The sequence below is a fragment of the Candidatus Accumulibacter sp. ACC005 genome (assembly GCF_907163215.1).
GTDB classification, from domain to species: domain Bacteria; phylum Pseudomonadota; class Gammaproteobacteria; order Burkholderiales; family Rhodocyclaceae; genus Accumulibacter; species Accumulibacter regalis.
The window spans coordinates 499,291-516,087 of sequence record NZ_CAJQUB010000012.1 but is presented as its reverse complement, the minus strand read 5'-3'; the positions used below and the strand labels follow the sequence as shown (position 1 = coordinate 516,087).

The following is a 16,797-nucleotide window of genomic DNA, read 5'->3' as shown; positions in this document are numbered from 1 at the left end:
CGCCAGGCCGGTCCACGGCGGCAGACTCGATCACCCGGCGAGCGGTTCGTGGATGGCCACGGGCGCCGTGCGCCCGCGCACCGTCACCCGGTCCAGCTCGCGGCACGGCCAGTCGCCCAAAGCCCGACGAGTCGCCTCACCGATGATCACGCCGGCGCCGTAATCACCCGACAATGCCTGCAGACGTGAGGCCAGATTGACCGCGTCGCCGAGCACCGTATAGGCGCGCCGATGGCGCGACCCCATGTCGCCGACAACCATGCTGCCGCTATTGATGCCGATGCCGATGCGCAACGCAGGCCAGCCGCGCGCGGCAAACTCCCGATTCACGAGCGGCAGCGCTGCCTGCATGGCCAGGCCGGCGGCGACGGCATGCTGCGCGTGCTGAGCGTCGGCGACCGGCGCACCCCAGAAGGCCACGACCGCATCGCCGATGTACTTGTCGAGCGTCCCGCGATGGGCACGGATGACGTCGGTCATCGCCGACAGGTAGTCGTTCATCAACTGCGCCAGTTCGCCCGGCGGCAGCGTTTCGGCAAGGGTGGTGAACCCGCGCACGTCGGCAAACAGGACGCTCAGCTCGGCGCTGCGCCCGGCCATGCTGTAGTGCTGCGGGTCGCGGCTCATCTCCTCGACCAGCTCCGGCGGGACATACTGGCCAAAGAGCTGCGCCAGGCGTCGTTTGCCGCGCTGTTCGAGGAAATAGCCGACGAAGAGCTGCAGCGTGAACAAGCCGGCGACGAGCAACAGAAGCGCGGCGATCGGCAGGAGCAGTTGCGCGAACGCCCAGGCGGCCAGGTTGATGAGCAAAACCAGCAGCAGCGTGGCCATGGTCAGGCCGCCGGCCCAGAGCGGCGAAAGCCGCGGCAGCGCGAAGAGCAGGCCGCCGCCGACGATGAGCAGCAAAGCGGCAGCGACGACAGGCGTCCAGGCGGGTGACTGCAGCAGGCGGTCGTCGAGCAGCGCCGAGAGCAGATTGGCGTGCGCCTCGACACCCGGGTAGGCCTCGCCGAGCGGGGTGACGCGCTGGTCGAAGAGCCCCGGGGCGGTCGTCCCGAGCAGGACGACACGACCGCGCAGGCGATCGGCGGGCAGGCGGGCGGCGAGCACGTCGGCGGCCGAATAGTAGGGAAAACTCCCCTCGGCACCGCGAAAGGGCAGCAGCACGCCGGCCTGGCCGTCGGTCACGATGCGCAGGCTGCGGCGAGCGCCGAGCAGTGTCAGCGCCTCGATCACCGGCCGATCTTCGCCGCCCGCCGACGGCCACGGTGGCTGGTCGGCAAATTGCAGCTTTAGCGTGGCGTTGCCCAGCAAGGCCTGCGCCATGGCCAGCGACAGCGCCGGATAGACCTGCCCCTGGTAGTTCGCCAGCAGCCAGGCGCGCCGCGTCACGCCGTCGCCAGCCACCGGCGCGTTGAGGAATCCGGCCCCCATGGCGGCCTGCTGGAGAAGCGGCAGGTTGCCCCCGTAGCCCGTCCACCGGCTGAGCGACGCGACAGCTGCCGGAGCAAGGTCGGCGAGCACCGGCGCCGGCAGCGCGCCACTGCTGGCCGCAGCCGCGCCGCTGGACAGATGAAAACCGAGAATCACTGCATGGCGACGAATGACGTCGGCGAGACGGGCGTCGTAATCGAGCGTCGGTCGCAAGCCCTCCAGCGCCGCGACAAAGCCGCCATTGCCGCGCAGGGGGCCGCTCGCCAGCGCCTGCAGCGAAGCCAGCCCGGAACTTTCGTCCGGCTCGGCCAGGATCACGTCCATGCCCAGCAGCAAGGCGCCGTAGTCGGCGAAAATTCGCTCGACCAGATCGGCCAGCCGCGCCCGGTTCCACGGCCAGCGCCCCAATTCGGCCAGCGAAGCCTCGTCGATATCGACAATGGCGATCCTTTCGTCGACGGGCGCCTGCGCGAAGAAGCGCACACGAGCGTCGTAGAGGACCGCTTCCAGCCGGGAAACGGGCGCAATCTCGACATAGTGCAGGCTGTTCCCCAGCAGTACGCCGAGCAGCAGGAGACCCGGCAGGTAGCGCAGGAGGAAGGGCGTCAGCCGACGCCGGAATTCGCCAGGCCGCCTAGCGAAGCTTGATTTCAACACGGCGGTTGCGTGCTTCGGCGACCTCGTCGGCGGTCACCACCGCCGGCGCACGCTCGCCCCGCCCAACCACCACAACCGCCGCTGGCGCAATGCCGGCGCTGACCAGCAGGTCACGCACCAGGACAGCGCGTTGCAGCGACAGCCGGTCGTTGGCGTCGACCGCGCCGACCCGATCGGTGTGTCCGATGACCACCGCCTCACCCGCGGGCAGCGTCGCCAGCTCGCTGCGAATGCCCGCCAACAGGGCTCTCGATGCCGGCGTCAGCCGGCTCGTCCCGGCGTCGAAATGGACGACGAACAGGCGCGGCCGTGCCGGCTGCATGGCGAGCAGCGCACCGTAATCATCGCGCACCATTCCCGCGCTGGTCTTCTGCATGCTCACCCTGCCGCCAGCGACCCGGGCGTCGGCATAGGCCTCGCTGAGCACTTTTTCTTCCTGGCCAGTGCTGACCAGCACGGCGCCACTGCGGCCATCCGGCCCCGGCAACAGGACGACACGATCGGAGAGCGGCGCACACCCGGAGAGGCTGAGCAACAAGGCCAGTCCGCAAAGGCGTCCCGCTTTCCTCATTCGCCTTCTCCACGCGTTTCGATGATGAACTCGGTGCCCCTGACGCCGAGCACCACGTTCGGTGTCTTGAAACGCACCTTCTCCGGTGCCTGCCTGGCGATCAGGCCGCTCACCACGCTCAGCGTCCCCTTGAACAGGGTGGCCAGCAGGCTGCCCTCCTCGGTGGTGGTATTGAACTCGAACTCGTTGATCAGCAGCGTGCTGTTCGGCCCGGCGGTGAGCAAGGTATCGTCGGCCAGGGTGACGCCGACCGAACCGTCACCGGCGGTGCGAATGCGGTCGCCGACGAAGACCGGGCTGCCGACCTGCAGCGCCTGTGTCCGGCCAGCGTGGTCGATCGTTACGCCGCCCGCGCTGCGCTTGACCGTGCCGGCTGGCGGGATGACTTCCGCCGCACCCGCGCTGGCCAGCGGCAGCAGCAAGGCGGCCGCGAGGGCCAGCCAGGAGGAACGGCGGGCTACCCGCCGCCTGGCACAGGTCCTCGCGCGCGCAGCCATTAACGCGCGCGGTAGAGCAGCGTCGGATGAACGTCCTGCAAAACCTTCTGCATTCCCCGCCGGGTCCTCACGTTGAGGATGATCGGCGAGCGCGTATTGGCCGCGATCTTGCCGCCCTCGGCCTCGTTGCGGTAGACGATCAGCGCCACGGTCGCGTCATCGCCACCATCGAGACCGAGCAAGGCGCAGTCGGCGTCGGAGAGTTCGATCTGGTATTCCAGATCCAGCGTCTGCGGCGGCACGATCGGAAAACTCAAATCAGGGTCGTCGAGCGACTGCAGCCAGAAGACCGTCGCCTTGCCTTCCTCGTGAAAAATCTTGAAGCGCGTGCAGTCGGCAAAACCGGCCAGCCCCTCGTCAAAAGTGAATACGGTGTCCGGGTCGACGGGTACATCCTTCAGCCCGAAGCGTTCGAGATCGATTTTCATGAGGTCCCCCTGAGCGGCTGCTGCAGCGCGCAGCCAAGAGCAGCAATTTAACCCCATTCGCCGGGCAGCGGCAATTCGATCGGCGCCTCCGGCAGATCCCGCGGCCACCGTCGCCTTGCCATCCTTGAGTTCTGCCGGCCGATTCTGCATAGTGCGCGTCTTTCCCGCCAGCCAAGCCCAGCCGATCACCGATGCCACCAACAACCACCGAACAACGTATTGCTGCAAAGATCGCCGAAGAAATCGGCTGCCGCCCACAGCAGGTCCAGGCCACCGCCGCGCTGCTTGACGAAGGCGCGACCGTACCCTTCATCGCCCGCTACCGCAAGGAGGTGACCGGCGGTCTCGACGACATCCAGTTGCGCCTGCTCGACGAGCGCCTGGTCTATTTGCGCGAGCTCGAAGAGCGACGCCGCGCGGTCCTCGCGTCGATCGAGGAACAGGGCAAGCTGAGCCCGGCGCTGAGCGCCGAGATCAACGCCGCCGAAACCAAGCAACGCCTCGAAGACCTCTATCTGCCGTACAAGCCGAAGCGGCGCAGCAAGGCGCAGATCGCCCGCGAAGCCGGCCTCGAAGCGCTCGCCGACGCCCTGTTTGCCGACCCGACGCTGTCCCCCGAAAGCGAAGCCGAGCGCTATATCAACGCCGAGGCCGGCTTCGCCGACGTCAGGAGCGTCCTCGACGGCGCGCGCCAGATCCTGATGGAGCGTTTCTCCGAAGACGCCGCGCTGCTCGGCGAACTGCGCAGCCACCTCGAAGCGCACGGCGTGCTGCGGGCCAGTGTCGTCGCCGGCAAGGAGAACGAAGCGGCCAAGTTCCGCGACTATTTCACCTACTCGGAAGCAATCCTGGCGATCCCCTCGCATCGCGCGCTGGCGCTCTTGCGCGGCCGCAACGAGGGAATGCTGCAACTGGCGCTGGTCCTCGACAGCGAAGAGCAGGACAAGGCCAGCGCCAGCCACCCCTGCGAAGCGCGCATCGCCAGGCGCTTCGCCATCGTCGACCGCGGCCGCCCGGCCGACAGGTGGCTCGCCGACAGCGTGCGCTGGACCTGGCGCGTCAAGGTCTCGCTGCATCTCGAACTGGAACTGATGAACGCCCTGCGCGAGCGCGCCGAAGCCGAGGCGATCCGCGTTTTCGGCGCCAACCTGCACGACCTGCTGCTCGCCGCACCGGCCGGAAGGCACGCCACCATGGGCCTAGACCCCGGCCTGCGCACCGGCGTCAAGGTCGCCGTCGTCGACGCCACCGGCAAGCTGCTCGAAACGGCCACCCTCTACCCGCACGAACCGCGCCGCGACTGGGACGGCGCGCTGCACCAGCTGGCCCTGCTGGCCGGCAAACACCGGGTCGACCTGATCAGTATCGGCAACGGCACGGCTTCGCGCGAAACCGACCGCCTCGCCGGCGAGCTGATCGGCCGCCACCCCGAGCTGCGCCTGCGCAAGATCGTCGTTTCCGAGGCCGGCGCTTCGGTCTATTCGGCGTCCGAATACGCCTCGCGCGAGTTCCCGGACGTCGACGTCAGCCTGCGCGGCGCGGTCTCGATCGCCCGCCGCCTGCAGGACCCGCTCGCCGAACTGGTCAAGATCGACCCCAAGTCGATAGGCGTCGGCCAGTACCAGCACGACGTCAGCCAGACCCGCCTGGCGAAGACGCTCGACGCCGTCGTCGAGGACTGCGTCAATGCCGTCGGCGTCGACGTCAACACGGCGTCGGTGCCGCTGCTGACGCGCGTCTCCGGATTGAGCGCGACGCTGGCGGCGAACATCGTCGCCCATCGCGACCGGCACGGCGCCTTCGCCAACCGCCAGGCGCTCCGCGAAGTTCCGCGGCTCGGCGACAAGACCTTCGAGCTCGCCGCCGGCTTCCTGCGCATCAACGACAGCGACAATCCGCTCGACGGTTCGGCGGTACACCCGGAGGCCTACCCGCTCGTCGAGCGCATTCTCGCCGACATCAAAAAGGGAATCCGCGACTGCATCGGCGACAGCCGCCTGCTCCAGGCGCTGGTTGCGGAGAAATACACCGACGACAGGTTCGGCCTGCCGACCGTCCGCGACATCCTCAGGGAACTCGAAAAGCCCGGCCGCGACCCGCGCCCGGAATTCAGGACCGCCGCTTTCAGGGAAGGCGTCGAGAGCGTCAAGGACCTGCAACCGGGGATGATCCTCGAAGGCGTGGTCACCAACGTCGCCAACTTCGGCGCCTTCGTCGACGTCGGCGTCCATCAGGACGGCCTGGTGCATATCTCGGCGATCGCCAACAGGTTCGTCAAGGATCCGCGCAGCGTCGTCAAGGCCGGCGACGTGGTCAAGGTCAAGGTGCTCGAGGTGGACCTGCCGCGTCAGCGCATCGCGCTGAGCATGCGCCTGGCAGACGACCTTCCCGGCAGCGCGAAAGGCGGCGCAGGCTCGGCGTCGGCACCGGCGCCAGTCACCGCCCGGGCCCGCCAACGCCAGCAAAACCAGACCGAACCGGGCAGCGCGATGGCCAGCGCCTTTGCCCGCCTGAAGCGCTGAACGCGCGACCATTAACGGCACCCTCCACATCGGATCGCACCATGTTCCAGGCCATCATTTTCGACCTCGACGGCACGCTGATCGATTCACGCGCCGCCATCCTCGACGCTTTCGGCAAGGCGCTGGCGGAAAAAGGCCTAGCGCCGCGGATTGCCCTCGCGGCGGTACGCATCGGCCCCCCGCTCACCGAGACCTTGCGCGAGCTGACCGGCAGCAGCGACGAGGCGCTCCTCGATTCGCTCGCCGAGCACTTCAAGGCGCACTACGACAGCACTGGCTACCGGGCCAGCGAAGTCTTCGCCGGCATCCCCGAGTTGCTCGCAGCGCTGACGGCAAGCGGCGCGCGCTGCTTTCTCGCCACCAACAAGCGCATCGCACCGACGCGCCTGATCGTGCAGTACCTGCAATGGGAGCCGTACTTCGCAGGGATCTACGCGCTCGATCGCGAAACGCCGCGCCTGCCCGACAAGAGCAGCATGCTCGGTCGGCTCCTCGCCGAGCAGGCGCTGGACGCGAGGAAGTGCATCTATGTCGGCGACACGCCGGAGGACGAGGCCGCAGCGCGCGCCAACGGGCTGCCCTTTGCGGCCGTGAGCTGGGGCTACGGCGAGTTCCCGAACACAAACACCCTTCGCTTCAGCAGCGCGCACGAACTCGGCAGCTTCCTCGGCCAGGGAAAGAACGCGCGATGATCCGCGTCTTCACCCCCGCCTGAAACGCGGCACGACCGCACTATAATCGGCAGCAGCCCGATGCCAACCACGCCACGCCCGCCGACGCCATGACCAAGACCACCCGACAAAGCACCGCCAAAGGCCGCAAGGCGGCCCCCCGCAGCACGAGCGAGCCGCGCCTCTCGCGCCAGCGCAAACCGGCGGACCTGCCGACCGACGCCTGGCAAAGGGGCTTGCGCCGCCAGTTCGGCCGCGAGCAGGCTTTCGCTTTCGAGAATCTGGGCGACGATCCGGTGTTTTCCGATTTCGCCGTCTTCAACCCCGAGAGCCGGCGCCGCTACCGGGTCGTCATCCGCGGCGCGCAGCCCGGCGACAACCGCTGCTCGTGCCCCGATTTCGCGACCAACGACCTCGGCACCTGCAAGCACATCGAATTCACCCTCGCCCGGATCACCGCCGATGCGGCGGGCAAGCGCACGCTCGAACAGGGTTTCCGCGAATCGTTCAGCGAGCTGTTTCTCGACTACGCCGGCCAGCGACGCGTCCGCCTGCGCCTCGGCGCCGGCTTTCCTGCCGAGCTGCAGGCGCAGGCAAGTACCCTCTTCGACGCCGGCAGTGGCTGGCAGCTGTCGGCGCAGCGCTTTGCCGACCTCCCCGCCTTCATCGATCAGGTACGCAGCAGCGGTCACGACCTGCGCTGCCAGGACGATGCACTGGCCTATGTCGCCGAGGTTCGTGATGGCGAAGCGCGCCGCAAGGCACTCACCCTGATCTATCCCACCGGCGCCGACGCCCCCGCACTGCAGACCCTGCTCAAGGTCGGGCTCTATCCCTACCAGCGCGAAGGCGCCCTCTTCGCCGCGCGTGCCGGACGCGCGTTGATCGGCGACGAGATGGGCCTCGGCAAGACCGTGCAGGCCATCGCGGCGATGGAGATTTTCGCGCGCCACTTCGCTGCCGAGCGCGTGCTGGTGGTCTGCCCGACTTCGCTCAAGCACCAGTGGGAACGCGAAATCGCCCGCTTCAGCGAACGCCAGGCGACGGTCATCGGCGGCCTGCGCGCGGTCCGCGAGGCGCGCTACGCGCAGGACGACTTCTGCAAGATCACCAACTACGAAACCCTGGGCCGCGACCTCGACCTGATCCAGGCCTGGGCGCCGGACCTGGTGATCGTCGACGAGGCGCAGCGCATCAAGAACTGGAACACCATCGCCGCGCGCGCGCTGAAGCGGGTCGACAGCCCCTACGCCCTGGTACTCACCGGCACGCCGCTGGAAAACCGCCTCGAGGAGCTGATCTCGATCGTCCAGTTCGTCGACCAGCATCGCCTCGGCCCGACCTGGCGCCTGCTCGACGAGCACCAGGAGCGCGACGAACGCGGCCGCGTCGTCGGCTACCGCAAGCTGCAACAGATTGGCGAGACGCTGGCCCCGATCATGTTGCGGCGACGCAAGGCGGCGGTCCTCGAACAACTGCCCGAGCGCGTCGACAACACCCTGTTCGTGCCGATGACCCCGCAGCAGGCCGACCATCACGAGGAAAACCGCGCCCAGGTGGCGCGCATCGTGCACCGCTGGCGGCACACGGGCTTTCTCTCCGAGAAGGACCAGCTGCGCATGCGCTGCGCGCTGCAGAACATGCGCATGTCGTGCAACAGCACCTTCCTGATCGACCACGAAACGGACCATGGCTACAAGGCCGACGAACTGGCCACGCTGCTCGACGACATCCTCGACGACCCGCAAGCCAAGGTCGTCGTCTTCAGCCAGTGGCTGCGTACGCACGAGCTGATCGTCCGCCGCCTCGACGAGCGTGGCTGGCAACACGTGCTCTTCCACGGCGGCGTTCCCGGCGACAAGCGCGGCGCGCTGATCGACCGCTTCAACAACGATCCCGACTGCCGCGTCTTTCTCAGTACCGACGCCGGCGGCGTCGGCCTCAACCTGCAACACGCCGCGGCGGTGATCGTGAACATGGACCTGCCGTGGAATCCGGCGGTACTCGAACAGCGCATCGGTCGCGTGCACCGCCTCGGCCAGACGCGCGGCGTGCAGGTGATCAACTTCGTTGCCCGCGGAACGATCGAGGAAGGCATGCTCTCGGTGCTGGCCTTCAAGCAATCGCTGTTTGCCGGCGTCCTCGACGGCGGCGAAAGCGAAGTCGTCCTGCAGGGAACGCGGCTGTCGAAGTTCATGGAGGTGGTCGAAAAAGCCACCGGCGCCGTCGAAGGCCAGGCCGCCAGCGAAGACGACGGCCAGGATACGCCGCCGCTCGCGGCGATCAACGCCGCGGATGGCGACGACGAGGACGACGCGGGTAGCGGCGGTGCAGCCGACGAGTCCGATAAACGTGCCGGCGACGCACTGGCAATCGACGAAGCGGCAATAACCAGCGAGGCCGAGACCGCACCCGCCGCCGACCGCACTGCGCCGACCAATGAATCCAATGAATCCAATGAATCCAATGAACCCAATGAACCGGCGACCGCAGCCACGGCCGAAGCAGTGCCCGGAGGTTCCGATCCTTGGGCACCACTCTTCGCCGCCGGCGCGCAACTACTCGGCGAACTCGCCGCCGCATCGAAAGGCGAAGGTGAGTCAGCGCTGGTGAAAACCGATCCCGCCAGCGGCGAGCGCTATCTCAGGTTGCCGGTGCCCGACCGGCAGACCATACAACGCCTTGCCGAGGGCCTGCTGGGTCTGCTCGGCAATCGCAAATAGAACCTATCTCCTAGCTGCCAAGGTACAAGCACAGCACCAAGCAAGCCTCAGAGCAGCGAGTGGCCAACGACCCATGCCCTGCGTACGGTCACGGCAGGGATGAGTGACGATGGACTCACGTCGCCCGGGTCCCGTCACCCCAGACGACGATCGTCTGCATCGAGCGTTGGAGCAGGCAAGGCGACCTTCTCCTCGGCAGGCTACTTCTTCTCCTCGTGGTACTCGTCATCGACGTTGACGCCCCAGATGTCGTCCTTACAGCACGAGCCAGACAAGATCGCTTCGACAGCCAAGCGGGCCGTGAGCATGGAATGGTCCTGATTGTTGTACCGGTGCATGCCGTTTCGCCCGACCAGAAACAGATTTTCGATCGTATCCGTGTGCCGGCGCAGCACCTCAAATTGATCGTAGGTGCCGAAGTATGCAGGGTAGGCCTTGGGCACTCGAACGACATTGAAATCGAGCGCATCCGCAGCGTCGATCAGGTCGATTCTCGCGAGTTCGTCTACCGCAAAGCGCCCCATCTCCTCATCGCTTAGGCACCAGAGTTCGTCACCTTCCTGACAGAAATACTCCAGGCCAAGCCAAATCGTATCGGCGTCTCGCACCATGGCCGGACTCCAGTTATTGAACAGCTGCAGCCGACCCAGTTTGACGTCTGGCTCTTGGATGTAGATCCACGTATCCGGCACCAGGTTGCCTTTGTGACCGCGCAGACTTCCTCTGGTCGGCCGCAGCTTTTTAACCAGCACCCCCACGGTGATAAAGTCACGGTAGCAGAGTCCCGCCGCCACCTCCCGCACCACTTCTGGTGCCGGCGGCGAAAGGCCCAGCACCATGTCCCTGACAGGCATCGTGGAAATCACGAAGTCACAGCGATACTCCACGCCCTGTCCCTGCTTGTCCTCCGCGACCACGGCAACGATCCGCCCGGATTCCTCACGCAGTTCCTTTACCCTCACTCCATGGTGAATCCCGCCGCCCCCAGCGCGAACCATTTCGGCCACGACCTGCCACATCTGACCCGGACCGAACTTCGGATACAGGAAGCGCTCGATCAGACTGGTATTAACACCCTTTTGAGCGACACCGTTGCCCGACCCGCGAACCAACTTGCGCAAGGAATGGCTGATCGCCTTTACGACCGAGAGGCCCTTTATACGTTGCGCCCCCCACTCCGGACTGATTTCCCGGCAAGGAACACCCCATACCTTCTCCGTATAGTCCTTGAAAAATGTGCTGTAAAGCTCTTTCCCGAAACGATTGACGAAGAAATCTTCCAGGTTCCGTTCTGGCTTGCGCTGGAAGACGGATGAAAAAGTGTAACTGCAACCGATTTTAAGCAAGCGCATAAAACCAAGATTGCGCATTGTATTTGCACTAAGCGAAATCGGGTAGTCGAAAAACTTGCGAAGGAAATAAATACGCGACAACCTCGGCCTGATCAGCAAATGCCGATCGGCTGCCGGTATCACGCTCAATCCATCGGCCGTCTTGTCAGGAGCCACCGGGAGAATTTCTCGCCACCAACTCATCACCCAATCCGACTTCGAGAAGAACCGGTGGCCACCAATATCCATGCGGTTCCCGTTGTGATTGATGGTGCGGGAAATACCTCCGACGTCATCAAGCGACTCGACGACGATCGGCGTGTAATCGGTCGAGCGACGCAGGAGCTCAAGAGCAGCGGTAAGGCCAGCCGGCCCGGCACCAATGATAAGTACGGTTTTGCTCATAGTATCGATATTTGTGGAGAGACTGGTTGTGGAAGAACACGACGATTGGCCAGTAAAAGCCCCTGCGCAAGAAAATGCTCCCACCCGCAGGAATACGATCCAACAATACTGGCAGAAGGCAAAGGCTTCAACAGTGACAAAGTCTACCTGCACCTCGCAAATGATTCAGAGCCAAAGGCCGATCCCTGTCTGAGCGAAGTGTGGTGAAGGCATGGCCGCCAACCCCGCTGGACAAGCGCTACGGAATTAAGCGAGAACAAATATAATAGCAACCGCAAGCGGAGGAAATTCAAACTTTAACAAACAGTCTTGAAAGAGGAAGCTTCGCCCGCACAATTGCATGCCTCATGGCGAGTCCAGCTGCGCTTTTTTTCTTTCCGAAAACAACCATAACCGCCTGAGAAAGAAATTGAAGAACAATATGAAGACTGCGGCTCCCGCCTTGGACACCAGGTAGTAAAATCCAAGAAACTCGGTAAACAAGAAGATCAGCAGATTGTTGAGCAGCAGGCCCGCGACGCCGATCAGCGAAAATATCACGAACTCGTGCGCCCGATTCTGCAGGGCTCGATAATCAAAAACCACCGCGACACACAATATATAATTTGTCGCCAACCCTAACACAAATGCGATAGAGGCAGAAGAAATATAATGAAAACCAACTTTTTCTGTTAACAGGAAAAGCGCTGCGATATCAACGCCGAAAGCCAGCCCACCGACGCATACATATTGGGCAAATTGCCGCATGATTGGCGTTATGGGCATCACGTCAATGGCCAGGGGACGGGAGATCTGGGAAGGAACGCAGATATTCGCAGGCGTAGAGATAGTATTCACCGTATGAAGAAAGCAGGCGTACCGTCATCATCGGGGTCGCCCCCGCCACCTGCTGCGATAGTACGACGAAATCCAGGATCGGATCCTGACAGACATGAACGATACCATTGAGGGTGGGCAACAACTCCGGCGCCTCACTGCTCGCCCTGCTCACCCAATCAAAGCGTGAATCCGGCAATCCAAGGATCTCCAACCGTGCCAGGCGGCGATCGGCCTCGATCGCCGTCTGTCGCGAAAATATCACGCCGGCAGCTTGCTGAGACGATGCATAGCTTCCGCGGTGGAGAACAAACCAGAGGTTTTTAAGACCCGAGCCCCAGTAGGTCAAATGGTGTGGCTGAATAATTTTGGCCAGTTCCGCGTGCCCGACTTCGCGGAGCTCGTCTTCTGCCGCTTGCAAGCGGCTGGTTCGGTGCCAATAGCCAACAAAAAAGGTTAGAGAGATACTGAACAGCAGCAACAACATCAGCCGGACACTGCTTGAGTCACGACGCTGGAGGAACCACCAAGTGCCCAACATAGCGAGCGGGAAGACGAACCAACCCGTGTCGTGTGCAACGAGGAAAACACGGTGGACAATTTCATGGTTCGATAGACTTGGTGAGTTGAAGTCAATCGGAAACCAAGAGAGCCAGACCGCCCAAAAGACGTTCTCGCCTACCACTATAAAAATAGCAAACCAGGCTAGCCGAAAAAGCCAGGGTGGCAATTGCGGATCAATCCGAAATCGATAGCGGGCTATAACTAGGGCAGACAAGAGGACCGCGCAACCGAGCCTTGTGGCGTCAAGAGTGAATGCACAGACGGCTAAGGCGCCAAGGAGGAGGCGACTGTAAGGCGAGACCGACCACATGTCCTTCAACAAGCTCATTCCAGCTGCTAAAGCGAGTATTTTTGTCAACCACAAAACGCGCCAAGGCTGCATTTGGATCAAGAGCACGCTCGGCCAAAAGACCACTAGGAGCGCCAGACCCATGCCAACCATTAATACTCCGAAAGCAGACCACCATAAGGCGCGGCGCTCTCCGACCGAGACAAGCGCAGCAGTGCCAAGCAGCAGAGCAAAAAAAATGGGTTCGAGGCGTTCTTCCCATGTCCAGTGGTCGAGAAACACAAAAGGGCTGCGTTCTATCGAGAGGCTTAACCACAAGGGATCCATTGCCTTCGTCAAATACACGAACGGACGAATCTCCAGCGCATCAAGTATCGCCCATCCGGCAAGGCCAACCGCGAAAGCAAGCAGCTGTTGGCGACCGTGAAATCCGAAAAAAAAGACGAAGACTACGGCGGGAAACGCGATCACCGGATGCATGGCAACGGCGAACGCCAGACTGACTATCGCCACGATTCGGTAGCCGCGCAAAATGCAGGCAACGGCCAGGAGAGCCGGGGGCTCGGCCCAGATACGCGCGGTAACGAAGGTTTCGCCGTACGAGAAAATACCCATGGATCCATAGGTTGCTGGGAGCACGGCGAGAAGGATCAGCGCCTGCCAGAAGGCGAGCCCGCTGAGGATTCCCCGCAACAAGAAAGCGGCGGCTGCGACCCAGGCCAAGTGCGCCATCCCGAGTAGTGCCATGGACGCAATTGGCAGCCCAAGTTCCTGAATCGCAAGCGAATAAATCCCGGTAAATGCCGTAAAGCTATCCTGCGATCCGTAGGCGAAGAATAGGTCCTGTGCAAACGGAAGGGGATCCCGCCGAAAGATCGCCTGCCCCGCGTACAGCACACCGTCATGCCATATCCCCTGGTAGCGATGAAAGGCGAGCCAGCTTACCGCGACCAGTAGCGCGAGTACCACGGAGTCGATGTACCGACCTGCCGCAGATCGAATGAGCGAGAGAAAGATGCTCTCAGCGCCGCGATGCAAAGATCGAGAGGTCAATGGGCTACTCGCTCGCAGGCGCTGCTGCATTGGCGTTCACTGGCAGGCTTGGCGGCGACCCGCGCTGACCGCACATCGCTGGAAACCGCTGGGCAGCCGTGGCAAATCCGACGCCTTCGTGAGCAAGATGAGGGTGCCCGCGGGCAAGGTCCGTGAACAAAGGCACGCATCGTCTGGGGCAAGTCCAAAGCCTCCTTTATTGTGACCTGCCGACACGAAAACGGCCTTCCTAGCCACTTTTTTCATCAGCCGACGCGATTGTCCGGAAAAAAGCGGTCTCGAGCGAAACACTGGCTTCGACCTTCTGCAGGACGCCGCCACAGGCGAGAACCTTGGCGATCAGCGCGGGCAACTCGGCCGCGCGGGCGTGCCCCCCATACAAACCCGGCCGCAGTTCGACACAGTGCGCTATCGGCGTACCGCCCCGATAGCGCAGCAGGTACCGGTCGGCCTGGTCGGCGACGAGTTCCTGTGGCGAACGTATGGTAAGCAACTGCCCGCGGTGGATCAGCCCGAAGCGGTCGGCAATCCGCTCGACGTCGTGCAGCACGTGCGACGAAAAGAACAGCGTGCCACCCTGGGCACGGTATTCATCGAGAATATCGACGACCTCCTTTCGCCCGACCGGATCAAGACCGGAAAGCGGCTCATCCAGAATCAATAGTCTTGGCTGGATGGCCAAGGCATGTGCCAACGCCGTTCGCTGCAACATGCCTTTGGAGAAGCCGCGCAAGCGGCTGTCGGCAACCGCCGCGAGATCGAAACGCTCCAGCCAGTGCAGGCAGTGCTTGCGTTCGTCGCTGAAACGAAGCCCGTGCAGGCGCAAGCCCATCAACAGGACTTCATAGGGGCTGAGGAAATCCTGCAGACTGGGGTTCTCGGGAACGAATCCCAGCCCGCGGCGGGCCTCCGGCTCGCGCACGTCGCGGCCGAAGATGCTCGCGCTGCCCGCGCTTGGCCGCAGCGCGCCGACCAGAATCTTGATCAGCGTGCTCTTGCCGGCTCCGTTGGGGCCGATGAAACCGAAGGTCTCACCGGCCGCTATGCTCAGCGAGATCCCCTTCAGCGCCTCCCGCGCGGGCTTGCGCCAGGCGCCGGCATAGCTCTTGCGGATGGCATCGACAGCAATGGCCTGACTCACGGCGCACTCCCCGACGCGGCGGCGCCCTGTTCAACAAGCTCGGCCTTGCCCTCCTTGTCGATGCCATAGGGCACGGCAAAGGGGTCGGCCGGAATCGCCGCCAGCAGCGACTGGTCCACCAGCTGCTGCAGGCGGCTTGGCGGCTTGCCCGTCCGTTCGCGGAAACGCGCGATGGCGCGATCGAGCAACAACAGGTTCTCGAGCCGCACCGCCCGCTTCTCGAGGAAACGGGCAAAGGCCTTGTGCCGGGTTTCCCTGGCCATGGCCCGATGCAGGCGGATCGAGAATTCCCTGTCCTCTCCCTTGCTCACCCACAGCGCGGCGACCTGCTGCAGCTGGAGCTGCTCCATCTCGTCCCTGGTGTTGCGCGCGGCGATGCGCATCCACTTGGCGGCCTCGACCGGATTCTTCAGGAAGTGCAGCTCGTTGAAAGCGTAGTAGAAGGGTGGGCCGGAATCGAAGGGGCGGGCTGCCGTCGCCAGGCCGAGGATATACTGCGCGGCAGCCACCTCGCCGGCCCACGGCAGGATCGCCGCGGCAATGTAATAGTTGTCCTCCTGCGCGGGATTGAGCCACGCGGCGTCCGACTGGACGATGCCGAGGATGCGGTAGTTCTCGGCACTCATCGTTGCCGTCGACACCACCAGGGCGCGGAACACGGCCAGGTTGGCGGCAAGGAAGCGGTCGCCGGCCGCCATCACAACCTGCACGAAGCGGGGCATGGCCACTTCCATCTCGGGCGAGACGGGCGGCCGCGGACGCGCGTAGAGCGCGGGCACCAGCAGCGTGTAGGCGAGCACGCCGAGAAGCGCCAGCAGGAGTCCGAAGTGGGCACGCAGGCGGTTCATGTCAGGAAAACTCGCGCCGCGAGAAGGCATGGATGGCCAGCCCGATCATCAGCATGGCGTAGGCGATGGCCATCGCCGCCGCCAGTCCCATGGTCTGGAGGTCGGGAAGCAGGCCGTACATCGGCCACGCCCGCCAGTCGAGCCGGGAGAGGTCGGGCAACAGCCAGCGGATGACGTCGAGCAGGGGGCCATAGCGGGCGGCGAGTTCAACCTGCCCGTCGGCGCCGCGGGACACGAAATCGAAGACCGCGCCCAGGGCCCGGCCGCCAATGGCGAAAACCGCGCCGAGCGCCAGCGGCAACATGGTCACCGTCGACAGCGTCGCGATCCACAGCGTGAAAGCGGCGACGACGGCGATGTCGAGCCATACCCCGAAAACGGCGACCCAGAAGGGCAGGCCGAGCTGGACGCGAAACTGCTGGTCGTAGTTGGCGCCGGACATCATCACCGCGATCCACAGCAGCAGCCCGAGGATCAGCGCGGCGACGCCGGCCAGCGCCAGGACACCGCAGTAGCGTCCGATCAGATACGCCGAGCGGTCCGTTGGATAGCTCAGGGTGAGGACCACCGAACGCTGTTCGATCTCGCGCCCGACAAGGTCCTGGACGAGGGTGATGGTGAACAGCACGAGACTGACGCGCAGGCCGGAGAGGCCGACGTCGAGCGCCACCGTCAAGGGCTGCCGGGGGGAAAACGACGCCGACAGATAGGCCACGCCCACCAGCGCCACGCCGAGCAGGAGCACGGCAAAAAACACCCGATTACGAAAACCGGAGCGCCACGAAGACAGGAAGAACTGCAGCATTTGCAGGCCCAACAAACGAAAGGCGCGCAAAAAAGCGCGCCT

At 64.1% G+C, this 16,797-nt stretch carries 13 protein-coding genes; 3 read left to right on the top strand and 10 right to left on the bottom strand.

Annotated features, from left to right (window positions below; genetic code table 11):
- Positions 1-30 precede the first annotated feature (30 nt).
- The 4 genes from QZ613_RS16130 to fliW are packed head-to-tail and all read right to left on the bottom strand — an operon-like array spanning position 31 to position 3,587.
- Positions 31-2,091 carry an adenylate/guanylate cyclase domain-containing protein gene (locus tag QZ613_RS16130; protein ID WP_291983198.1) on the bottom strand — a complete coding sequence of 687 codons (2,061 nt, stop codon included), beginning with the start codon at positions 2,089-2,091 and terminating at the stop codon, positions 31-33.
- Entirely contained in the window at positions 2,069-2,662 is a 594-nt protein-coding gene (locus QZ613_RS16125) for an OmpA family protein (RefSeq protein WP_291983196.1), read from the bottom strand. The genes QZ613_RS16130 and QZ613_RS16125 overlap by 23 nt, the downstream gene beginning before the upstream one ends.
- Positions 2,659-3,159, bottom strand: a complete 501-nt coding sequence (locus QZ613_RS16120; protein ID WP_291867008.1) for a FecR domain-containing protein — start codon at positions 3,157-3,159, stop codon at positions 2,659-2,661. The genes QZ613_RS16125 and QZ613_RS16120 overlap by 4 nt, the downstream gene beginning before the upstream one ends.
- Complete coding sequence (gene fliW / locus QZ613_RS16115) at positions 3,159-3,587, bottom strand: flagellar assembly protein FliW (RefSeq protein WP_291867010.1); 429 nt, start codon at positions 3,585-3,587, stop codon at positions 3,159-3,161. The genes QZ613_RS16120 and fliW overlap by 1 nt, the downstream gene beginning before the upstream one ends.
- A gap of 191 nt (positions 3,588-3,778) precedes the next feature.
- Between fliW and QZ613_RS16110 the strand changes: the two genes are divergently transcribed.
- The 3 genes from QZ613_RS16110 to QZ613_RS16100 all read left to right on the top strand — a co-directional run bounded on the left by QZ613_RS16110 (position 3,779) and on the right by QZ613_RS16100 (position 9,503).
- Positions 3,779-6,109, top strand: coding sequence for a Tex family protein (locus tag QZ613_RS16110; protein ID WP_291983194.1), 2,331 nt, complete (start codon positions 3,779-3,781; stop codon positions 6,107-6,109).
- A 41-nt stretch (positions 6,110-6,150) separates the two neighbouring features.
- Complete coding sequence (locus QZ613_RS16105; RefSeq protein ID WP_291983192.1) at positions 6,151-6,801, top strand: HAD hydrolase-like protein; 651 nt, start codon at positions 6,151-6,153, stop codon at positions 6,799-6,801.
- 89 nt (positions 6,802-6,890) lie between these two features.
- On the top strand, positions 6,891-9,503 hold the full coding sequence (locus QZ613_RS16100; protein WP_291983190.1) for a DEAD/DEAH box helicase: 2,613 nt from the start codon (positions 6,891-6,893) through the stop codon (positions 9,501-9,503).
- A gap of 200 nt (positions 9,504-9,703) precedes the next feature.
- Here the strand turns inward: QZ613_RS16100 and QZ613_RS16095 are convergent, their stop codons facing one another.
- From QZ613_RS16095 to QZ613_RS16070, 6 genes are all read right to left on the bottom strand, one after another.
- Entirely contained in the window at positions 9,704-11,239 is a 1,536-nt protein-coding gene (locus QZ613_RS16095) for an NAD(P)/FAD-dependent oxidoreductase (RefSeq protein WP_291900876.1), read from the bottom strand.
- A gap of 345 nt (positions 11,240-11,584) precedes the next feature.
- Entirely contained in the window at positions 11,585-12,004 is a 420-nt protein-coding gene (locus tag QZ613_RS16090) for a GtrA family protein (protein WP_291983233.1), read from the bottom strand.
- 4 nt (positions 12,005-12,008) lie between these two features.
- Positions 12,009-13,991: a hypothetical protein gene (locus QZ613_RS16085; protein WP_291983188.1), complete on the bottom strand. Its 1,983-nt coding sequence runs from the start codon at positions 13,989-13,991 to the stop codon at positions 12,009-12,011.
- Between the two features lie 199 nt (positions 13,992-14,190).
- Complete coding sequence (locus QZ613_RS16080) at positions 14,191-15,102, bottom strand: ABC transporter ATP-binding protein (RefSeq protein ID WP_291900869.1); 912 nt, start codon at positions 15,100-15,102, stop codon at positions 14,191-14,193.
- Complete coding sequence (locus QZ613_RS16075; RefSeq protein ID WP_291983187.1) at positions 15,099-15,950, bottom strand: hypothetical protein; 852 nt, start codon at positions 15,948-15,950, stop codon at positions 15,099-15,101. The genes QZ613_RS16080 and QZ613_RS16075 overlap by 4 nt, the downstream gene beginning before the upstream one ends.
- Position 15,951: 1 nt before the next feature.
- Positions 15,952-16,785, bottom strand: a complete 834-nt coding sequence (locus tag QZ613_RS16070) for an ABC-2 transporter permease (protein ID WP_291983185.1) — start codon at positions 16,783-16,785, stop codon at positions 15,952-15,954.
- Between the last annotated feature and the right edge of the window lie 12 nt (positions 16,786-16,797).